Source organism: Streptomyces sp. NPDC002463 (assembly GCF_042889835.1).
Classification (GTDB): domain Bacteria; phylum Actinomycetota; class Actinomycetes; order Streptomycetales; family Streptomycetaceae; genus Streptomyces; species Streptomyces nymphaeiformis.
The window spans coordinates 842,003-862,085 of record NZ_JBIARL010000001.1; the positions used below are offsets into that span (position 1 = coordinate 842,003).

Genomic DNA, 20,083 nt, shown 5'->3' on the forward strand with positions numbered 1-20,083 from the left:
CGGGGATCGCTTCGGAGAACGCTTCGGGGATCGCGTCACGCTCGCGCCTCCCTCGACGACTCGCTCAGGATCCCGTCGCGGATCGTCACCGTGCGCTCCCCGCGCTCCGCCACCTCCGCGTCATGCGTGATCACGACGATCGTCATCCCGGACGCGTGCAGCTCGCCCAGGAGGTCGAGGACGGACCCGGCGTTGTCCGAGTCGAGGTTGCCGGTCGGTTCGTCGCACAGCAGCAGCGACGGGCGGCCGGCCAGGGCCCTCGCGATGGCCACCCGCTGGCGTTCGCCGCCGGACAGCCGGCCCGGCAGCGCGTCGGCCCGGTGGCCGAGTCCCACCCGTTCGAGGGCGGTACGGGCACGGGCGCGGCGCTCGGCGCGGGGCACCGCCGAGTACACCATCGAGAGCGTGACGTTCTCGGTGGCGCTGCGGTGCGGCAGGAGGTGGAAGGACTGGAAGACGAAGCCGATCCGCCGGCCGCGCAGGGCCGTCCGTTCTCCGTCGCGCAGCGCCGCCGTGTCGATGCCGTCCAGGAGGTACGTGCCCCCGGTGGGCGCGTCGAGGAGTCCCGCGACGTTCAGGAAGGTCGACTTGCCCGAGCCCGACGGGCCGACGACGGTGATGAACTCACCGCGGTGGACGGTGAGTTCGCACGGCCTCAGGGCGGCGACGGGCGGCGGGCCCGGGTAGGTCAGGCTCACCCCCCGGAACTCGATGACGGGGACGTCCTCGCTCGTACCGGTCACGGCGACCCCTGGGGGTTCCCCGAAGCCGCGCCCGGGTTCACCCCGGTGACCACCTCGTCGCCCTCCTCGAGGGCGCCGCGGGTGAGCGGCACGACCTCCACGAAGCCGTCGCCGGTCGTGCCGGTCCGTACCTCGATCCGCTGCTGCCGGCCGGTGCCGTCGACGGTGGTGACGACCGTCTTGCCGTCCACGCCCGCGGAGACGGCGGTGACCGGGACGACCAGGGCCTTGCCGTCGGTGGAGGCGGCCTCGACGGTGAGGCGGACCTCCTGTCCGGCGAGGCCGGACGGCAGTTCGCGGGCCGGGTCGACGGTGACGAGGTAGCCGACGGCTCCGTTGCCCTGCGCGCCGTCCCCTCCCCCGCCGTTGGTGTCCCCGCCGGAGCCGGAACCCTGCGTGCCGGACTGCTGGTCCTGCTGCTGCGACGGGGTGTCGGAGACGGACACGACCTTGCCGGCCGTCTCCCGTCCCGTCCCCTCGTCGAGGATCCGCACCTTCTGCCCGGCGCGGATCATCCCCTTCTGGTGCTCCTGGAGATAGCCCTGGGCCATGAGCTTGCCGGAGGAGAGGGTCATCGCGGTGCCCGAGGCCTGCGCCCCCGGCCGGGCCGTGACGGTGGCGACCCGGGCGGGGAAGGCCCGTACGAACACGACCTCGGCCGCCGGCACCATCGGGCCGGCCGCCGCCTCCGCCTTCACGAGCGCCTCGCGCGCGGTGTCCAGGTCCTCGGCGGCCCGGTCGCGCGCCTTCTTCAGCGTCTTCTTCTGCTTGTCGTCGGTGTTGGCCGCGAGCGCGTCGCGGGCGTCCACGAGGGCCCGCTCGGCACCGGTGACGGCGTTCTTCGCGCCGTCCACGGCCGCGCCGTCGTCGTCGACGGCGGGCTTCGGGTCGTAACCGATGGAGGAGTAGAACTCCTCGACCGCGTTCTTCGTGCCCGGCCCGAAGGTGCCCCTCTCGTCGCCGCCGCGGCCGTGGCCGAGCGCGTCGAGCGCGTCCTGGAGCTGCTTCACGTCGTCGCCGGTGGCGCCGGGCTTGAGGTCCCGGTAGACGGGCAGGCTCCCGCGGAGCACGAAGACGGGCCGGCCGGATATCTCCAGGAGCACCTTCCCCGGGCGCACCGCGTCCCCGCTCTTCACGGACACCTTGGTGATCACGGGGGCGGCGGCGCCCTCACCGCCCGCCGAGACGGGCGCGACCTGGATGCTCTGGCCGGCCGCGACGGTACCGCGCAGGACGACCGTCTCCGCGAGGACCCGGTTCTCGACCCGGGCGATCAGCACGTCCTGCGGCGGCGGCTCGGCGTCGGCCGCGACCTGCGCGGGCGACCTGATGAAGGCGGTGGCCGCCACGCCGGCGCCGGTCAGGGCCACCGCCCCCGCGACGAGGGCGGCGATCCAGAACCGGCGCCGGTTCATCCGGGCGCCCCCGGCGTCGCCGCCGGGGGTCCTGGAGCTGTCCGCGACCTCGGCCGGCGGCTCCGCGCCGGCCGGGGTCGTACCCGCCGGGGTGTCGTCAGCCACCGACGACCGTCCCGCCGTCTCCGCCGGCGGCCTTGGGGCTGCAGGCCTTCAGCGCCTCGACCACCTTCGGGTCGCCCTTCATCTTCGCGCCGAGGTCGCCGTCGAGCGCCACCTCGCCGGTCGCCGGGTCGGGGTCCGGGTAGTCGGCGATGCCTTCCTTGCGCATGCAGGCGGAGAGCTTCTTCGCCGCCTCGAGGCGTGCCGGGTCGACCTGGCCCCTCGCGGGCAGCTTCGCGGCGCAGGTCCTCTCCGCCGCGGCGATCGCGTCGGGCTTGTTGGCGTCCTTGTCGACGCGCTTCTCCCCGCCCCCGGTGTCCTGGAGCTTCAGCCCCTGGGCGCCGAGGCAGTCGTAGTAGGCGGCCCAGGCGGCGGAGCCCTGCGAGGCTCCGGCGGAGGGGGCCGCGGACGAGGGGGCGGCGGGGGCGGACGAGGATCCGGTGCTCGGTTCCGACCGGGTCGCGCCGTCCCCGTCACTCGAGCACCCCCCGAGCCCGAGGGCGAGGATGAGTACGGGCAGAGCCATGAGGCGTCTCATCAGAAACGGTCCTTCCGACGGGGATCTCCCCGTCTACGGGGCGTCTTGGGAACGCGCAGGAGGGGGCCGACGCGGCGTTGCGCTCCGCCACGTACAAGGCCCCTGCGCGGTAGGTCGCCGGCGCCCGGCGGGCACCTCGACACGATGAGCATAGCCGGGGCCCGCCCGGCCGGTAACTGTCTCAACGGACAGTGGACGCAGATGAGTTGGCGATGCTCGTATGGACCCCGGCCCACTCCGGGCCACAGAGAACCCACCAGCAACAGCTACGTGAAAGGCAACGACATGCAGCGCACTGCACTCCGTCGCGTCGCCGCCACGGCCGTCGCGCTCGCCGCCCTCGGCGCCGGCGCGCTCGCCACGGCCGGCTCGGCCTCCGCGGCCACCGGCAAGAACGGCTACCTGGAGAGCGGCGAGTTCGGCCTGTACTACAACTCCAACACGTCCGGTGCGGTCTTCGACCTCTACCTCGCGGACGAGGACTTCAGCGACGACTGGTTCCCGGGTCCGGGCAACGGCACCGGCCAGCCGGTGAACGACAACACCGCGTCGTACTACAACCACGACTCGATGACCTGGTGGGTCTACACCGACGCCTACCACGGTGGCGACGAGGGCAGCCTGCCGGCCGGTTACGTCGGCAACGCGACCGCCCGGTTCAAGAACCTGATCTCCTCCGCGTACCACTACAAGGCCCGTTGATCCTGACGGTCTTCGCACCACCGGCTGAACCGCCGGAGTAGCTTCCCGACCCCGGCACACGCACGAACGAGGCAGCCGTTGCTCCGCCCGAATGAGGCGGGCAGAGCAACGGCTGCTCCCATGGTAGACACGCACCCGCCTCTGGAGCAGCCCCATGCGTCCACTCGCCGCCCGCGCGACCGTTCTCCTGCTGAGCGCCGCGCTCCTCACCGCCTGTTCCTCCGAGTCCGGCGGCGGTGGCGGCGATTCCGCGAAGGAACCGGAGATCGGCACGGTTCCCCGGATGCTGTCGACGGCCGGCCTCTCCTACCCCCTCGACGGCTACGCGACCACCGAGGACCAGCGGCGCAAACTGGAGAAGGCGCAGTCCCGGGTGACCGGCGACTGCATGAAGCGCTTCGGCTTCGACTACGAGCTGCCCCTGTCCCCCGCCCCGATCAGCCGGTCCGGGGACTCCCGCCGCTACGGCCTCACCGACCCCGCGATCGCGGCCCGCTACGGCTACGTCCCCAACAGGGGCGCCCAGCCGCCGGCGAAGCCGGCCGTCCAGACCCTCAGCGCGAACGGCAAGCTCGCGCTCGACGGCCCCGACGGGTACAAGGGCCCCCAGCCGATGAGCCTGGAGGAGGCCAGGGCCAAGGACAGCGGCAAGACCCTCAACGGGCAGAAGGTGCCCATCGGCGGCTGCCTCCGCGAGGGCTTCCTCACGATCTACGCGCCGAAGAAGGGCGCGGTGGACGCCATGTTCGTCACCAACGTGCGGATGGACGCGTTCTCCCGGTCCCGCGAGGACTCCCGCGTCGTCGCCGCCGTGAAGGCCTGGTCCGCCTGCATGGCGGAGAAGGGCTACAAGGTCGACGAGCCGGTCAGCCCGCAGAGCGACCTGGGGCTCAACCCGAACACGTTCGGCAGCCCCAAGGCGATCGCCGCCGCCCAGCAGGACGTCGCCTGTAAGGAAAAGGCCAACCTCGTCGGCATCTGGTACACCGTCGAAACCGCCTACCAGAAGCGGAACATCGAGCAGAACGCCGAGACCCTGAACCAGGCGAAGACCGAGCTCAACGAGCGGTTGAAGCTGGCGGCCGGCCTGGCCGGCTGAGTCGTCGCGCCGAGGACGACGGGGCGGCGGGCAGGGCGTTTTCCGGCCGCCGGACCGTCCCGGGGACATCCCGTGACACCCACAAAGCTGAGGTTTCGCCCCTCACCCCGGTTACGGTTCACCCTGCCAGCGAATGCCGTCTCAGGGGGGAGACTCATGCTTCGTCAGTGCCCGTACTGCAGAACCGAACCAGCCGAGAACAACGGAACGCGAGCCGCCAGAATCAACCCGGTCACCACCGCGTTACGCCACCTGGACACCCTGACGGGCCGCGAGATCGAGGTCCTGTGGGCGATGCCCGGCGGGGAGTCCAACACGGATCTGGCCGAGTACCTCGGCATCACCGAGCGCACCGTCAAGTTCCACGTCCACAACATGCGCGAGAAGCTGGGCGGCCTGTCGCGCGCCCAGCTCCATCTGCTCGCCCTGCTCGCCGAGGCGGTCTGGCCCTGCCGTCTCTGTCGCCACGACGGGCCCGGCCGGAGCGCGGAGCTGCGTGCTCGCGTGCCCCGGCCCCCGATGACCCGGCAGTTCGCCGGAGCCGTCAAGCGCTGCGCCTGACGGGGCCCAGGCCGCTCAGGCCTTCGGCGCCACCTTCGAAAGCCCGTTGATGATGCGGTCCATGGCGTCGCCGCCCGTCGGGTCCGTGAGGTTCGCCAGCATCTTGAGGGTGAACTTCATCAGCAGCGGGTGGGTCAGGCCACGCTGGGTCGCGATCTTCATGACCTTCGGGTTCCCGATGAGCTTCACGAAGGCACGGCCCAGCGTGTAGTACCCGCCGTAGGTGTCCTTGAGGACCTGCGGGTAGTTCCGCAGGGCCAGTTCACGCTGGGCGGGGGTGGCGCGCGCGTGCGCCTGGACGATGACGTCGGCCGCGATCTGGCCGGACTCCATGGCGTACGCGATGCCCTCGCCGTTGAACGGGTTGACCAGACCGCCCGCGTCGCCGACGAGCAGCAGGCCCTTGGTGTAGTGCGGCTGGCGGTTGAAGGCCATCGGGAGAGCGGCGCCGCGGATCGGCTGCGTCATGTTCTCCGGGGTGTAGCCCCAGTCCTCCGGCATCGAGGCGCACCAGGCCTTGAGGACCTCGCGCCAGTCCAGCTCGCGGAAGGCCTTCGAGGAGTTGAGGATGCCGAGGCCGACGTTGGACGTGCCGTCGCCCATGGGGAAGATCCAGCCGTAGCCGGGCAGGAGCCGGTCCTGCGGCCCGCGCCGGTCCCACAGCTCCAGCCAGGACTCCAGGTACTCGTCCTCGTGGCGGGGCGAGGTGAAGTACGTGCGGACGGCGACGCCCATCGGCCGGTCCTCCCGCCGGTGCAGGCCCATGGCGAGGGAGAGCCGGGTGGAGTTGCCGTCGGCGGCGACGACGAGCGGCGCGTGGAAGGTGACCTCGCGCTTCTCCTCGCCGAGCTTGGCGTGCACGCCGGTGATCCGGCCCGTACGGTCGTCGATGATCGGGGCGCCGACGTTGCAGCGCTCGTACAGCCGGGCGCCGGCCTTCTGCGCCTGCCGGGCGAGCTGCTCGTCGAAGTCGTCGCGCTTGCGGACGAGCCCGTAGTCCGGGTACGAGGCGAGCTCCGGCCAGTCGAGCTCCAGGCGGACGCCGCCGCCGATGATCCGCAGGCCCTTGTTCCGCAGCCAGCCGGCCTCTTCGGAGATGTCGATGCCCATGGCGACGAGCTGCTTGGTGGCGCGGGGGGTGAGGCCGTCGCCGCAGACCTTCTCGCGCGGGAACGCGGTCTTCTCCAGGAGCAGGACGTCGAGTCCGGCCTTGGCCAGGTAGTACGCGGTGGTGGAGCCGGCCGGGCCCGCCCCGACGACGATCACATCAGCGCTGTGCTCGGAGAGGGGCTGCTCGGTCACGGCGGATCTCCCGGAGGGGTCGAGGGAAGGACGGGGAAAGTCTATGAGCGGCGTGGTCACGCCTTGAAGCCGCGGTCGCGGCCGGTCACGCCGGTGGAGGTCAGGCCTTGAAGCCGCGGTGCAGGGCGACGATGCCGCCCGACAGGTTGCGGTAGGCCACCTTCGACCAGCCGGCCTTCTGCAGCAGGCCCGCCAGGGTCGGCTGGTCCGGCCAGGACCGGATGGACTCGGCGAGGTACACGTACGCGTCGGGGTTGGAGGACACCGCTCGGGCCACCGGCGGCAGCGCGCGCATCAGGTACTCCTCGTACACGACCCTGAAGGGCGCCCAGGTGGCGTGCGAGAACTCGCAGATCACGACGCGGCCGCCGGGCTTCGTCACCCGGTACAGCTCGCGCAGCGCCTGGTCGGTGTCCTGGATGTTCCGCAGCCCGAAGGAGATGGTGACGGCGTCGAAGACGTCATCCTGGAACGGCAGCTTCGTGCCGTCGCCCGCCGTGAACGGCATCCACGGGTGGTTCTTCTTGCCGACCCGCAGCATGCCGAGGGAGAAGTCGCACGGGACAACATACGCACCCGCCTTCACGAACGGCTGCGAGGAGGTCGCGGTCCCGGCGGCCAGGTCGAGGATCTTCTGCGCGGGCCGCGCGTCGACCGCCTTCGCGACCTCCTTGCGCCAGCGCCGGTCCTGTCCCAGGGACAGCACGTCGTTGGTGAGGTCGTAGTTCGCCGCCACGTCGTCGAACATCGAGGCGACTTCGTGCGGCTGCTTGTCCAGGGATGCTCGGCTCACCCGGCCATTGTGGCAGCCACCCCCCGGACGGCCGGGGACCGGCCCCGGCCCTCTGGAGATTTCCAGAAATCGGCTTCAACCTTTTCCGGCCGTGGGCGCTCAAGGATGGGTGACAGTGCTGACGAAGGGAGCGAGATGCCGTCACCGCTTGGCTCGGACGTCGGGTTCGAGGAGTTCGCCCGATCCGCGCAGACGCGGCTGTACCGCACCGCGTACCTCCTGTGCGGGGACGCGGAGACCGCCCGCGACCTCACACAGACCACGCTCGCCAAGCTCTTCCAGCACTGGCGGCGGGCCGGGGCGGCGGAACATCCGCACGCCTACGCCAAGACCGTGCTCACCCGCACGTTCCTGGCCGAACGGCGCCGCCGGCTGCGCGACCTGCTCGCCTTCACCAGGACCGGCGGGCTCGTCCCCGCGCGGAACACCGAGCAGCCCGACCTCCGGGTCACGCTGCTCTCCGCGCTGGCCGAGCTGCCGCCCAGAGCCCGCGCCATGGTCGTCCTTCGCTACTGGGAGGACCTGAGTGTGGAGACCGTCGCCTCGCTGATGCGCTGCAGCGAGGCGACGGTCAAAAGCCAGTGCTCGCGCTCACTGGCCCGGCTCCGGGACCGCCTCGGCGAGGCGCACCTCTACACCGCCGATCCCCACCTCCACCCTTACGCCATCGGAAGCTGAGGCCCCGCGTGGACGACGAAACGATGCTCCGGCGTGCCATGGACCGGACGACCCAGGACCTGCCACCCCTGCCCGACCTCGCGCCCGTCGCCGTACGCCTGGGCCGCAGGCGCCGCGCACGGGCCCGGCTCACCGTCGCCGGAGGCGTCTTCGGCACGGTGACCGCGGCCGCGCTCGGACTCTCCCTGCTGTCCGGTGCCGACCCCGGCGTCGCGATGCCCGCCGCTCCCCCTGCCGCCTTCCCCTCGGCGTACCACACACCGGTGCAGGTCCAGCCGACTCCGGGCCAGCAGCCGCCGGAGAAGCTCTCCGACGCCGAGAGCGCACGCCACGCCCAGTTCCAGCAGCAGGTCTCGGCCCTCCTCGACGAACTGCTCCCGGCGTCCGTCGAGGACATCCGGCCGGTCGCGGACGAGGTGTCCTCGTACCGGATCACCGCCGGCGGGAAGACCTTCCCCGTCACGCTGTCCATCCGGCCCGCGGAGGGCGAGCGCCTCCAGGAGTGCCGGAACCAGCCGCCGAAGCTGCGCTGCGAGAAGACCGACCTGGGCGGGGGCCGTACCGCGCAGGTGTACGAGATGGCCGTGAACAGGACCGACACCCTGGGAGCCATGGTCGTCACGCGGTACGGCAGGAGCAACGTGCTGCTCTCCGTCGACCCGTCGGACACCGCCTCGGCACCCGTGACGGGGGCCCAGCTGCTCACCGTCGTCCGCGACGCCCGCTTCACCGATCTGCTGAAGTACGCGGACGCCTACCCGGTCCAGAAGAAGGACGCCCCGGTCAAGGGCGGGTGAGGGGCTAGCGGCGCCGGTGGACCAGTCGGCCGCCCAGGACCGTCGCGACGCACGTCGACGCGCCCAGGCGGACCAGGGACGCCCGGTCGGGGACGTCGAAGACGGCGAACCGGGCGGGGCCGCCCGGCACCAGGGCGGGCAGCAGCACCAGCGGCACCGGCGAGAACGACGGCGGGCCCGGCAGCCGCTCAGGGCGGCGACCGACGGCGAGACCGGCCCGGCGCACGGCGTCCACGGCGGCCCGGCCGCGCAGTTCGCCGGCGACGGCGACCGTCCCGTGCGCCAGCAGCCGCTGCACACCACGCCGAGCGGAGGCACCGCGACGGGCGGGATCGGCCCGGAAGATCTCCCGCGCCCGCTCCCCCGTGATCGGCTCGGTGCCGAACTCCGCGGCCTCCCGGGGGTCCGGGTGGTACGTCTCCTCGAGGAGCTCGGGCGCGTACGGGTTGAGGAGCCCGGGCGTGAGGATGCCGGGCCACCGCCGCACCCGCGCCTCCATGGGGGTCCCCCCTGCTCGAGCGGAGCCGAGAGCTTGGGGGCGTACGGCGGCCAGGTCCTCGTACGGGCCGACGGCGGCGACGAGGGCGCCGTCGACCAGGACGGCGCTCTCGGGTGTCGCCTCGGCGACGTGCAGGGTCAGCACGGGCGCGTCAGTTGGCGTCGAGGAGCTTCAGCTCGGGGTGCGCCGTGCCGCCCTCGATCGCGATCGACGAGATGTGGGAGGCGACGCGCTCGTCGACCGGGTCGTTCGCCGGGTCCTCGTGGACGACGAGGTGCTCGTACGTCGTGGCGCGCTGCGCCGGGACGCGGCCCGCCTTGCGGATCAGGTCGATGATCTCCAGGCGGTTGGAGCGGTGCTTGGCACCGGCGGAGGAGACGACGTTCTCCTCCAGCATGATCGAGCCCAGGTCGTCGGCGCCGTAGTGCAGGGAGAGCTGGCCGACCTCCTTGCCGGTGGTCAGCCACGAGCCCTGGATGTGGGCGACGTTGTCGAGGAAGAGCCGGGCGATCGCGATCATCCGCAGGTACTCGAAGAGCGTGGCCTGCGTCTGGCCCTTGAGGTGGTTGTTCTCCGGCTGGTACGTGTACGGGATGAAGGCCCGGAAGCCGCCCGTCCGGTCCTGCACGTCACGGATCATCCGCAGGTGCTCGATCCGCTCGGCGTTGGTCTCGCCGGTGCCCATCAGCATGGTGGAGGTGGACTCGACGCCCAGCTTGTGGGCGATCTCCATGATCTCCAGCCAGCGCTCGCCGCTCTCCTTGAGCGGGGCGATGGCCTTGCGGGGCCGCTCGGGGAGCAGCTCGGCGCCGGCGCCCGCGAAGGAGTCGAGACCGGCGGCGTGGATGCGGGTGATCGCCTCCTCGACGGAGACGCCGGAGATGCGGGCCATGTGCTCGACCTCGGAGGCGCCGAGGGAGTGGATGACCAGCTGCGGGAAGTCCTTCTTGATGGCGGCGAAGTGCTTCTCGTAGTACTCGACGCCGTAGTCCGGGTGGTGGCCGCCCTGGAACATGATCTGGGTGCCGCCGAGCTCCACGGTCTCCGCGCAGCGGCGCAGGATGTCGTCGAGGTCCCGGGTCCAGCCCTTCTTGGTGTCCTTCGGGGCGGCGTAGAACGCGCAGAACTTGCACGCCGTCACACAGACGTTCGTGTAGTTGATGTTGCGCTCGATGATGTACGTCGCGATGTGCTCGGTCCCGGCGTACCGGCGGCGGCGCACCGCGTCGGCGGCGGCGCCCAGCGCGTGCAGGGGCGCCGAGCGGTAGAGGTCGAGCGCCTCCTCGGGAGTGATCCGGCCACCCGCGGCGGCGCGGTCGAGAACAGACTGGAGTTCGGCCTTCTCGGTCACCGGGTGCGTCCCTTTCGGAGGGGTTATGACAGACCGAACCAGCGTACGCCAGCGTTCCTCGCGGCTTCCGCAGGGTGCGGGTTGGGCTCCGCCGGAGTCCGGGGAGGGTGTGCGGCGGGTGAGAGAACGACGAGCGCCGGGCGGGCGTCCGGCGAATATCCGGTGAATTCCGGGCGCATCGCGGGTGCGGCCATTACCGGGAGTCCGGGTGATGACCGGGACGCGCCCCCGGGAGGCGGTACGGGGGCCGGTACGGGGAGAGTCACCGCATTCCCGGAGGCGCCCGGAAAGGCCCGCCCGGCACGCGGACGGACCGACCGGTATTTCTTTCCCGCACCATTCCCGGCGGCTCCGCCGCTTATCGCACCGGGGGCGGCAGGAGTTCCACCGCGACGTCCGCCGGGAAACCGGTCGTGGGGCCGGTGCGGCGGGCGAACTCCCGTACACCCGCGAGCTGCTCGGGACCGAAACGGAAGTCGAGCGTGCGGAAGTACCGCTCCAGGAGTTCGGCGTCGAAGGTCTCCCAGCGGGCGGCCTGCTCGGCCACCTTGGCGACCTCTTCGAGGGAGAGGTCGCGCGAGGCCAGGAACGCCTGGTGCACCTCGTGGACGGTCTCCGGCTCGCGCGCCAGGAAGTCCTTGCGGGCCGCCCACACGGCGAAGACGAACGGCAGGCCCGTCCACTCCTTCCACATGAGCCCCAGGTCGTGGACCTGGAGGCCGAGCCGGGGAGCGTCGTGCAGGGAGGCCCGCAGCGCGGCGTCCCCGATCAGCACGGCGGCCTCGGCCTCCTGCATCATCAGGCCGAGGTCCGGCGGGCAGGTGTAGTAGTCGGGCCGGACGCCGTACTGCTCGGCCAGGATGAGCTGGGCGAGGCGTACGGAGGTGCGGGAGGTGGACCCGAGGGCCACGCGCGCGCCGTCCAGCTCCGCCAGGGGCCGCTGGGACACGATCACGCAGGACATGACGGGGCCGTCGCAGCCGACGGCGATGTCGGGGAGCGCGACCAGGTCGCCCGCGTTGCGGAGGTATTCGACGAGGGTGATGGGGCCGATGTCGAGATCGCCGCGGACGAGCCGCTCGCTGAGCTTCTCCGGCGTGTCCTTGGTGAGCTCCAGATCGAGGAGCGTCCCGGTCCTGGCGAGGCCCCAGTAGAGGGGCAGACAGTTCAGGAACTGGATGTGCCCGACGCGGGGCCGGCTGCGGTGCTGGTCGTCGGTTGCTTTGTCCACATCGCGAGGCTAGACCCGTCTCGGAGTGTGGGCATCGCCGGGGCACGCGCGTCAGCACACGGAGAGGAATCAAACATGCGGGTGACGTGATCTTTCCCTCTACCGCCCCGAGCTCCCTGCGTGCTACGCTCAACGCAAGTTGCAGTTTGGTTTCCCTTGCAGTACAGAGCCTGCGGAGCATGTGACCCGCAGGCTTTTGTAGTTTTCAGACTTGTTTGCAGGTTCTGGAGCAGGGCGACCCTTTGGCCCATAGGAGGGCTCATGGCTACCGGAACCGTGAAGTGGTTCAACGCTGAAAAGGGCTTCGGCTTCATCGCCCAGGACGGCGGCGGCCCGGATGTCTTCGTCCACTACTCCGCGATCAACGCGAACGGCTTCCGCTCGCTCGAGGAGAACCAGCTCGTGACCTTCGACGTCACGCAGGGCCCGAAGGGCCCGCAGGCGGAGAACGTCACCCCGGCCTAAGTTGCCCGGGTCGGCGAGCGCGCACGACTAGAGCAGTACCCAAGGAGCCCCGCTCCGTGCCGCCAGGCACGAGCGGGGCTCCTGCCTTTTCCCGTTGCGGGGTCCCGGCGGGGAGGTGACCGTGGAGGCATGAACAGTGCCGGGCTGCTGGTCGATGCGTTCGGGCGGATCCGTGAGGTCGTCCATGAGGCCGTGGAGGGAATGACGGACGACGAGCTCGCCGTACGGGTCGATCCCGACGCGAATTCCGTCGCCTGGCTCGTCTGGCACCTCACCCGCGTCCAGGACGATCACCTCGCCGACGCCTTCGACACGGACCAGTTGTGGACCTCCGACGGCTGGGCGGACCGCTTCGGGCTGCCGTTCCCGAAGGCCGCCACCGGCTACGGGATGACCAGGGCACAGGTGGACGCGGTCCGCGCCCCGGCGGAGCTGTTGCTCGGCTACCACGACGCCGTGCACGCCCGTACCGAGGAACTGATCCGTACGGTCACGAACGCGGACCTGGACCGCATCGTCGACACCCGCTGGGACCCTCCGGTCACCCTCGGCGTCCGGCTCGTGTCGGTGATCGCCGACGACCTCCAGCACGCGGGGCAGGCGGCGTACGTCCGGGGCATGGTGGAGCGGCGATGACGTCGGACGGCGGCGGCTGATAGCCTCCCGCCGATCTTGACGAGAGGCGATGTCCCGGTTGGGGGGGGCACCACCGGCCGCCTCAGCTCCAGGGGGAGGCCTTTCATGGACCACCGCATCCGCATACCCGTTTCCCGCCGGCGCCGCCGTCTCGGCGCTGCGGCCCTCGTCGCACTCGCCGTCACGGCCGGTGCGCTCGCCACACCCGCCGTCGCCGCGCCGCCCACGGGCGTCACCGCCGGCACGGCCACCACCACCGCCCCGTACCCGCAGCAGGCAGGTCTGTGGAGCCTGGGCCGCACCGGCTTCCTCACCTGGCCGGCGGAGGCACCCGGCCCCGCTCGCTGGACGCGGCTCTCGGACGGCACCGCGACCGGCTTCCCGACCGGTCACACGGTCCTCGGCTCCCGTGACTCCGACATCGTGATCGACGAGGCGGGCAGCACCGTCACGCTCAGGGACATGGCGGCGGGCACGGAGCTGTTCCGGGTCGACCTCGCGCGGTACGGCACGGACAGCCAGGTGGCGGGCGCCGTGCGCTCGACCCTCTTCGTCTCCTCCTCCAACGGGGCCGGCGGCAGGAGCCTGCGCCTCCACACCCCCGCCGACGGCGGCCTGCCGGCGTCCCGGTCGGTGACCGGGCTGCCCGCGGACGCCACCGGGCTGTGGGCCGTGGGCGTCGCCGGTGACAGCGCCCTGATCACCTACCGGACCGGTTCGGGCGCCGCGTGGGCGCTCCTCGACCTCACGACCGGCGCCGTGACCTCCCACCACGCGGCCCCGAACCTCCGGGACGCGGCCGTGTCCGCCACGTACGTCGCCTGGACGGAGCAGCCCGCCGGCGGGAGCGCCACCGTGGTGGCCCTGAACCGCGCCACGGGCACGGTCCAGCGGATCCCGCTCGCCGCGCAGGACCGCGTGGCGCTCGGCCTGGTGGGCAACTGGGTCACGTACGGCCAGGTCGACGGGTTGCGGGCCTACGAGCCCGGCCCGCTCTTCGCGCTCACCGCCCGCGACCTGAACACCGGCACGACCCGCAAGCTCCTCGACCACGTCGTCTCGGACGTCGACGGGCCCGACGGCACGAACGCCGTCCACGGCGGCACCGTCGCCCAGGGTCAGGGCCTGTACCGGATCGCCCCGGGGACCGGCGGCGTGCCGGTCGCCACCCTCCTGGCGCCCAGCGGCGAGCCGACCAAGGTCGACCTGCTCGGCCACAGCATTCCGGCGACGATCGACCTGAGCCGCAACCGGACCTTCGACCTGGAGTGGCGGCTCTCGCGCATCAACGTCGAGATGACCCTCACCCTGCGCAACACCCGCACCGGCGACACCAAGGTCGAACGCATCAATCCGCTCGCGGAGCAGGCCTCGGACTTCACCTACGCCCACTACGTCTGGGCGGGGGACGTCGCCTGGCCGGGCGAACCGGACCGGTCGACGGGCGCTCCGGCCGGCCCGTACACCTGGCGGATCGACGCCAAGCCGCTCAACGGCATCGGCCCGACGATGACGAAGTCGGGCTCCTTCACGGTGGTCCGCAGCAAGCCGCAGCCGCACGACTTCGACAGCGACGGCTCGCCCGACCTGCTCATGCGGGACACCACGGGCCGGCTGCTGCTCGCGGACACCTTCCGCAGCAGGGACGCGGGCAGCGGCTACGAGGTCCTCCAGGAGCACCACTTCAAGGTCGTCGGGCAGGGCTACGGGATCTACGACAAGATCGAGGCCACCGGGGACCTCGGCGGCTCGGGCGTCGGCGACTTCGTCGCCCGCGACAAGGCCGGGGTGCTGTGGCTGTACAAGGGGCGCGGCGACGACACCTTCAGCGCCCGCATGCGGATCGGCGGCGGCTGGGGCGTCTACACCCGGCTCACCGGTGGCAGCGACCTGACCGGCGACGGACGCGCCGACCTCGTCGCCGTCGACACGGCCGGTGTGCTCTGGATGTACCCGGGCACCGGCAGGGACACCGCGCCTTTCGCCGCCCGGAAGAGGATCGGCGGCGGCTGGAGTGGCTACGACCAGCTCACCGCGGTCGGAAACCTGGCCGGGGGACCTGCCGGGGATCTCCTCGCCCGCGACCGGTACGGCGTCCTCTGGCTCTACCTCGGCAAGGGCGACGGCACGTTCACGCCCCGGAGCCGGAGCGGCGAGGGGTGGGGCGGCTTCGGCCGGCTGGTCGGGATCGGGGACGCCGACCGGGACGGCCGCCCGGACCTGTACACCGAAGGGTCCCTGTTCCGGGGGACGGGCGACTGGGCGGCGCCGCTGCGGCCGCGCGAGGAGACCTCTCCGTACCGCTTCTGGACCACGGCCGTCACCTACAACCACTTGGCCTGACATACGACTTGACCGCGCACCCCGGGCGATCTCCGGCCGGGGCGCGCACAACCTCCCATGGGCCGTACGGGAGTTCACTCCTTCCGCACAACATCCCGAAAATTCCTTCGACTTGCGTACAACCCCACTAGTCGATCAAGAGTCTGAAAACGGGTACGGCGTGCGCCGTGCCCGTTTTCACTGGGGGTTTTCTTGCAGCACCGTCTGTCCGGGCGCCGACTGGCCGCCGCGCTGCTCACGCTGTCCACGGTCACCGCGGTGACCGGCACGCTCGTCACCGTCCCGGCCGTCGCGGCCGCCCCGGCCGCCGTCACCGGGGCGCAGGCGGCCACCGAGGCGAACCTGGCCGTCGACGCCGACGTGGTGAGCGTCGGCACCACCGGCTACCTCACGACCCGCAAGGACGAGGGCGGCAACCCGCTCCTGGAGTGGCACAAGTACGCCGACGGCTCGGTGCTGCCGATCCACACGGGCTCGGTCGCCTACGACACCGGCTCGGACACCGTCGTGACGAGCGACGGCGGCAGCTACTTCGTGCTGATCGACATGAAGGCCGCCCAGCCCGCGTACTCGTCGATCAACATCGGGACCGTCGGCGCCGGGGCGAAGCTCGTGGGCGTGGTCGGCCGGACCCTCTTCGTGAGCGTCCCGACCACCGAGGACTACAACGACCTGTACCAGGTCACGTACACCAACGGGATGGTCCAGAAGACCAAGATCTCCTCCCGCCCCAAGAACGTCGACTACAAGGTCGTCGCCTCTCGCGGCGGCGACTTCGTCGTCCTGGGCAGCGTCCGGGAGCCGTACGTCCCCACCGACCGCATCGTGTACTGGACGGCCACGTCCAACGTGGGCAGCGGCTCCGTCGTCGACTGGGGCGGCAGCTCCGGCACCGGCCAGTGGGACCAGTCGTCGACCGGCGCCCTCACCAGCAGCTGGAAGGGATGGATCCACGCGGCGCAGGAAGGCGGCCTGGAGTTCAGCGCGCAGAAGCTCGGCACCACCACGACGGCGCGCTTCCCCCTGACCGGCGACCTGGCCCGTGCCGTCATCGCGGGCATCGTCGGGGACACCGTCCTCTACGGCGTCCCGGGCACCGCCACCGGCGAGTCCCCGAGCCCGCTGTACGCGCGGAGCCTCACCGACGCGAACGCCCAGCCGTACAAGGTCCTGGACAACTTCTCCACCGCGGCCCACGCCCCCGACGGCACCCTGCTCGTGCGCGGCTTCGGCCAGGACGGCGACGGCCTCTTCCGGATCTCCGGCGGCGCCGGCACGGCCCCGACGGTCACCCTGGAGAACAGCACCGGCCGGGCCATGAGCGTGCAGTTCACCGACTCCTCGGTCCCCTCGGTCATCGACCTGGAGAAGGCCGGCTCCACGCCGTCCCTGTCCTGGACCCTGTCGCGCGGCAACGCCGCCGTCGATGTCACGCTCACGCACGTCGGCACCGGCAAGAAGCTCACCAAGCGCCTGACCGCGACCGCCCCGGGCGAGCGCCTCACCTTCGTCTGGGACGGCCTCCTCGACGGCGTCAGCGCCCCCAACGGCACCTACGCCTGGAAGGCCACCGCCGTCCCCACCGACGGCATCGGCGGCTCGACGAGCCTCTCGGGCACCTTCCAGGTCCAGCGCCAGGCCAACGCGCACGACCTCAACAACAACGGCTCGACCGACGTCATCGCCCGGGACGCCACGGGCAACCTGTGGCGCGACGACCTCTTCGACTGGCCGGTCGGCGGCCAGGCCAAGACCGCCCGCCGGACGAAGATCGGCACGGGCTGGCAGATCTACAAGCAGATCGAGGCCGTCGGCGACATCGCGGGCTCCGCCCACGGCGACTACATCGCCCTGGACGGCTCCGGCTACCTCTACCACTACCTCGGCAAGGGCGACGGCACCCTCGCCCCGCGCGTGAAGATCGGCGGCGGCTGGGGCGGCTACAAGCAGCTCGCCGGCGGCTCCGACCTCAACAACGACGGCCGCTCCGACCTCCTCGCCACCGACGTCTCCGGCGTCCTGTGGTTCTACAAGGGCACCGGCTCCGCCACCGCCCCCTTCGCCGCGCGCGTCCGCGTCGGCGGCGGCTGGGGCGCCTACAACCAGATCACCGCCACCGGCAACATCGCCGGCGGCACCGCCGGCGACCTCGTCGCCCGCGACACCGCGGGCGTCCTCTGGCTGTACCTCGGCCGGGGCGACGGCACCTTCGCCGCCCGGACGAAGATCGGTTCCGGCTGGGGGTCCTTCTCGCAGCTCGTCGGCGCCGGTGACGTCACCAACGACGGCCGCCCCGACCTGATCGCGTACGGGGCGGGCGGCACGTACGTCTACCGCTCCACGGGCTCGTACTCGGCGCCGTTCAGCCGCCAGACGACCAACCTGTACGCGGGCGAGGGCACGAAGTTCAACAGCGTCTCCTGACCCGTACGACCCGCTCACCCGCGTACCCGTACGACCTGCTGCACCGGGGCGCGCCGCCGACGGCGCGCCCCGTTCCTTCCCCCTCCTCACGAAGGACCGATCACGTGCACACCCGTACCTCCCCGCGCCGGCTCGCCGCCGCCGTGACCGCCGTCCTCGCCGTCACGGCGGGCGCGGCCCTCACCGTCACCACCCCGGCCACGGCGGCCCCCGCGGCCATCCAGGCCCCGGTCGAGGCCGCCGACACCGTCGGCGTCATCGCCGACGACGCCCACCTCGTCAGCGCGGGCAGCACCGGCTACCTCACCCGCCGGACCAGCTCCAACTTCGTGAACACGTACTACTGGACGAGCTTCGCGGACGGCACGACCAAGGCCCTGGACCCCGCCTACGTGTACGACGGCGGGCGCTCGGACTTCGTCGTGGCGCACAAGCCGACCGAGACCCGCTACCGCCTGCTCGACATGGCCCACCCGGACGCCGCGCCGATCGGTCTGACGTACGGCGACGGGAACTACGCCCTCGCGGGCGTGGCCGGCGAGACCCTGGTCATGGCGTACTACGACCGCAGCCGCGTGAACGCGCTCGACGCGTTCCTCATGACCCGTCCGGCCGGCGGGTCCACCTCGCCGGTCACCCGCGACCTGGCGCTGCCGGTCCTGGCGCACAACCTGCGGGTCGCGGCCACCACCCCGGACACGGCACTGATCCAGTACCAGACGGGCCTCAACGAAGAGACCGAGTACTTCCTCGCCACCGTCGAGCTCGCCACCGGCACGATCACGCAGACCGTCCCCGTCGGCACGCGGCCGCCGCGGAACGGCATCTACCTGACGGCCACCCAGGTCGCCTGGGTGTCCAAGCCGACCGACACCACCGCCGAGCTCGTGACCGTGCCGCGCGGCGAGGGGGGACAGCGGACGACGGTCCCGCTGGGCGCCACCTACCCCGGCACCCGGCTCGACGCCGCGATCGTGGGCGGCTGGGCCGTGACGACCGAGGAGGGCGGCGGCACCGCCACGTACACCTCCTCCCAGTTCCCGCTGGTCGCCCGCTCCCTGAGCAACCCGTCCATCACGGTCACGCTCCTCGACCACGTCGACAGCATGACCTCGGCCCCCAATGGTTCGCAGCTCGTGCGCGGCGGCTCGGTGGCGGGCGGCGGCGAGGGCGTCTACCGGATCGCGATCGGCGTGGACGGCATCCCGGAGGCCACCCTCGTCTCGACGGCCGGCAAGAAGACGGAGCTCGCCTTCGCCTCGACGCCGAACGTCCCGGCCACGGTCGACCTCGACGCGAACGGCGGCAACGCCGCCTTCTCCTGGGCCCTGAACCGGTCCAACGCCCAGGGCACGGTGACCCTGCGGCACACCGCCACCGGCAAGACCACCCAGCTGACCTGGTCCGGCTACGACGGCGCGGTCCGCGACACCGGCGTCGTCACCTTCAACTGGAACGGCCTGCTCGCCCCGGCCCCCGGCGGCATGGCCGGCTTCGCGCCGAGCGGCGACTACACCTGGGAGTTCAAGGCCAAGCCGCTCAACGGCGTAGGCCCCGACCTGGTGAAGACGGGCACGTTCAAGGTGCTGCGCAAGGCCGGCCTGCACGACTACACGAACAACGGCAGCGCGGACCTCCTGGCCCGCGACTCCTCCGGCCGCCTCTTCCGCGACGACACCGTCAAGGTGACGTCCTCGCAGGAGGTCTACTCGAACGAGCGCGTGCAGATCGGCACCGGCTGGCAGATCTACAACCAGCTGGAGGCCGTCGGCAACATCGCGGGCGCCTCCGCCGCCGACCTCGTCGCCCGCGACGCCTCCGGCGTCCTCTGGGAGTACCTCGGCAAGGGCGACGGCACGTTCGCGACGCGTACGAAGATCGGCTCCGGCTGGAACGCGTACAACAAGATCACCGGCGGCAGCGACCTGAACGGCGACGGCCGCCCCGACCTCCTCGCCACCGACACCTCCGGCGTCCTCTGGCTCTACAAGGGCACCGGCAACTGGGCGGCGCCCTACGCGACCCGCGTCCGGGTCGGCGGCGGCTGGGGCGTCTACAACCAGATCACCGCCACCGGCAACATCGCCGGCGGCACCGCCGGCGACCTCGTCGCCCGCGACACCGCGGGCGTCCTCTGGCTGTACCAGGGCACGGGCGCGGGCACCTTCTCCGCCCGGACCAGGATCGGCTCCGGCTGGGGCGCGTACACCTCCCTCGTCGGCGCCGGCGACTTCGACCGCGACGGCCTCAACGACCTGTACGCGGTCGGCGCCGCCGGCTCCCGCCTGTACGCGGGCACGGGCAACGCGACGGCCCCGTTCCAGCCGGCGTCCTTCACGGGCGTCCACTCGGACGCGGCCCGGTTCAACGCGATCTTCTGATCATCTTCTGATCGCGTACAACC

Annotated in this window: 18 protein-coding genes; 10 read left to right on the top strand and 8 right to left on the bottom strand. The window is 71.8% G+C overall.

The features are described from left to right. Nucleotides 1-35: 35 nt before the first annotated feature. The 3 genes from ACFYX3_RS03970 to ACFYX3_RS03980 are packed head-to-tail and all read right to left on the bottom strand — an operon-like array spanning nucleotide 36 to nucleotide 2,786. Nucleotides 36-743, bottom strand: a complete 708-nt coding sequence (locus ACFYX3_RS03970) for an ABC transporter ATP-binding protein (RefSeq protein WP_382654794.1) — start codon at nucleotides 741-743, stop codon at nucleotides 36-38. Next, nucleotides 740-2,263 carry a peptidoglycan-binding protein gene (locus ACFYX3_RS03975; protein WP_389007664.1) on the bottom strand — a complete coding sequence of 508 codons (1,524 nt, stop codon included), beginning with the start codon at nucleotides 2,261-2,263 and terminating at the stop codon, nucleotides 740-742. Before ACFYX3_RS03975 ends, ACFYX3_RS03970 begins: the two co-directional genes overlap by 4 nt. Continuing rightward, nucleotides 2,256-2,786 (bottom strand): hypothetical protein, encoded by a 531-nt coding sequence (locus ACFYX3_RS03980; protein WP_389007666.1) that lies wholly within the window; start codon nucleotides 2,784-2,786, stop codon nucleotides 2,256-2,258. The genes ACFYX3_RS03975 and ACFYX3_RS03980 overlap by 8 nt, the downstream gene beginning before the upstream one ends. Nucleotides 2,787-3,083: 297 nt before the next feature. Here ACFYX3_RS03980 and ACFYX3_RS03985 point away from each other — a divergent pair, with 297 nt between their 5' ends. From ACFYX3_RS03985 to ACFYX3_RS03995, 3 genes are all read left to right on the top strand, one after another. Continuing rightward, complete coding sequence (locus tag ACFYX3_RS03985; protein ID WP_376588450.1) at nucleotides 3,084-3,500, top strand: peptidase inhibitor family I36 protein; 417 nt, start codon at nucleotides 3,084-3,086, stop codon at nucleotides 3,498-3,500. Between the two features lie 154 nt (nucleotides 3,501-3,654). Further along, nucleotides 3,655-4,599: a hypothetical protein gene (locus ACFYX3_RS03990; protein WP_389007669.1), complete on the top strand. Its 945-nt coding sequence runs from the start codon at nucleotides 3,655-3,657 to the stop codon at nucleotides 4,597-4,599. A 156-nt stretch (nucleotides 4,600-4,755) separates the two neighbouring features. Then, nucleotides 4,756-5,160, top strand: a complete 405-nt coding sequence (locus ACFYX3_RS03995) for a helix-turn-helix transcriptional regulator (protein ID WP_389007671.1) — start codon at nucleotides 4,756-4,758, stop codon at nucleotides 5,158-5,160. 15 nt (nucleotides 5,161-5,175) lie between these two features. Here the strand turns inward: ACFYX3_RS03995 and ACFYX3_RS04000 are convergent, their stop codons facing one another. Together ACFYX3_RS04000 and ACFYX3_RS04005 are read right to left on the bottom strand one after the other, a co-directional pair. Continuing rightward, nucleotides 5,176-6,462: a geranylgeranyl reductase family protein gene (locus tag ACFYX3_RS04000; protein ID WP_389007673.1), complete on the bottom strand. Its 1,287-nt coding sequence runs from the start codon at nucleotides 6,460-6,462 to the stop codon at nucleotides 5,176-5,178. A gap of 100 nt (nucleotides 6,463-6,562) precedes the next feature. Beyond that, nucleotides 6,563-7,255: a demethylmenaquinone methyltransferase gene (locus ACFYX3_RS04005; RefSeq protein ID WP_389007675.1), complete on the bottom strand. Its 693-nt coding sequence runs from the start codon at nucleotides 7,253-7,255 to the stop codon at nucleotides 6,563-6,565. A gap of 135 nt (nucleotides 7,256-7,390) precedes the next feature. Between ACFYX3_RS04005 and ACFYX3_RS04010 the strand changes: the two genes are divergently transcribed. Beyond that, on the top strand, nucleotides 7,391-7,933 hold the full coding sequence (locus ACFYX3_RS04010; RefSeq protein ID WP_389007677.1) for a SigE family RNA polymerase sigma factor: 543 nt from the start codon (nucleotides 7,391-7,393) through the stop codon (nucleotides 7,931-7,933). A gap of 8 nt (nucleotides 7,934-7,941) precedes the next feature. After that, a complete protein-coding gene (locus ACFYX3_RS04015; RefSeq protein ID WP_389007679.1) occupies nucleotides 7,942-8,730 on the top strand; it encodes a hypothetical protein in 789 nt (262 codons plus the stop codon). 4 nt (nucleotides 8,731-8,734) lie between these two features. On the opposite strand, the gene ACFYX3_RS04020 is transcribed toward ACFYX3_RS04015, so the two are convergent. The 3 genes from ACFYX3_RS04020 to ACFYX3_RS04030 all read right to left on the bottom strand — a co-directional run bounded on the left by ACFYX3_RS04020 (nucleotide 8,735) and on the right by ACFYX3_RS04030 (nucleotide 11,811). Beyond that, nucleotides 8,735-9,373 carry a hypothetical protein gene (locus ACFYX3_RS04020; RefSeq protein ID WP_382655622.1) on the bottom strand — a complete coding sequence of 213 codons (639 nt, stop codon included), beginning with the start codon at nucleotides 9,371-9,373 and terminating at the stop codon, nucleotides 8,735-8,737. A 7-nt stretch (nucleotides 9,374-9,380) separates the two neighbouring features. Further along, nucleotides 9,381-10,580: a cyclic dehypoxanthinyl futalosine synthase gene (gene mqnC, locus ACFYX3_RS04025; RefSeq protein ID WP_389007682.1), complete on the bottom strand. Its 1,200-nt coding sequence runs from the start codon at nucleotides 10,578-10,580 to the stop codon at nucleotides 9,381-9,383. Between the two features lie 358 nt (nucleotides 10,581-10,938). Further along, entirely contained in the window at nucleotides 10,939-11,811 is an 873-nt protein-coding gene (locus tag ACFYX3_RS04030; RefSeq protein ID WP_376588438.1) for a menaquinone biosynthetic enzyme MqnA/MqnD family protein, read from the bottom strand. Nucleotides 11,812-12,072: 261 nt separating this feature from the next. Between ACFYX3_RS04030 and ACFYX3_RS04035 the strand changes: the two genes are divergently transcribed. From ACFYX3_RS04035 to ACFYX3_RS04055, 5 genes are all read left to right on the top strand, one after another. Further along, a complete protein-coding gene (locus ACFYX3_RS04035) occupies nucleotides 12,073-12,276 on the top strand; it encodes a cold-shock protein (protein ID WP_030208785.1) in 204 nt (67 codons plus the stop codon). 129 nt (nucleotides 12,277-12,405) lie between these two features. After that, nucleotides 12,406-12,912 (top strand): DUF664 domain-containing protein, encoded by a 507-nt coding sequence (locus tag ACFYX3_RS04040; RefSeq protein ID WP_376588436.1) that lies wholly within the window; start codon nucleotides 12,406-12,408, stop codon nucleotides 12,910-12,912. Nucleotides 12,913-13,017: 105 nt separating this feature from the next. Then, nucleotides 13,018-15,255 (top strand): FG-GAP repeat domain-containing protein, encoded by a 2,238-nt coding sequence (locus ACFYX3_RS04045; protein ID WP_389007685.1) that lies wholly within the window; start codon nucleotides 13,018-13,020, stop codon nucleotides 15,253-15,255. Nucleotides 15,256-15,447: 192 nt separating this feature from the next. Next, the gene (locus ACFYX3_RS04050) at nucleotides 15,448-17,679 is read left to right on the top strand and encodes an FG-GAP repeat domain-containing protein (protein ID WP_389007687.1); all 2,232 of its coding nucleotides are present in this window, start codon (nucleotides 15,448-15,450) and stop codon (nucleotides 17,677-17,679) included. 104 nt (nucleotides 17,680-17,783) lie between these two features. Then, a complete protein-coding gene (locus ACFYX3_RS04055) occupies nucleotides 17,784-20,060 on the top strand; it encodes an FG-GAP repeat domain-containing protein (RefSeq protein ID WP_389007689.1) in 2,277 nt (758 codons plus the stop codon). Nucleotides 20,061-20,083 lie beyond the last annotated feature (23 nt).

Bases quoted from the DNA above. Each gene is read 5' to 3' on its own strand.
- ACFYX3_RS03980 (WP_389007666.1), bottom strand. From the start codon at position 2,786: ATGGCTCTGCCCGTACTCATCCTCGCCCTCGGGCTCGGGGGGTGCTCG.
- ACFYX3_RS03985 (WP_376588450.1), top strand. From the start codon at position 3,084: ATGCAGCGCACTGCACTCCGTCGCGTCGCCGCCACGGCCGTCGCGCTC.
- ACFYX3_RS03990 (WP_389007669.1), top strand. From the start codon at position 3,655: ATGCGTCCACTCGCCGCCCGCGCGACCGTTCTCCTGCTGAGCGCCGCG.
- ACFYX3_RS03995 (WP_389007671.1), top strand. From the start codon at position 4,756: ATGCTTCGTCAGTGCCCGTACTGCAGAACCGAACCAGCCGAGAACAAC.
- ACFYX3_RS04010 (WP_389007677.1), top strand. From the start codon at position 7,391: ATGCCGTCACCGCTTGGCTCGGACGTCGGGTTCGAGGAGTTCGCCCGA.
- ACFYX3_RS04035 (WP_030208785.1), top strand. From the start codon at position 12,073: ATGGCTACCGGAACCGTGAAGTGGTTCAACGCTGAAAAGGGCTTCGGC.
- ACFYX3_RS04040 (WP_376588436.1), top strand. From the start codon at position 12,406: ATGAACAGTGCCGGGCTGCTGGTCGATGCGTTCGGGCGGATCCGTGAG.
- ACFYX3_RS04045 (WP_389007685.1), top strand. From the start codon at position 13,018: ATGGACCACCGCATCCGCATACCCGTTTCCCGCCGGCGCCGCCGTCTC.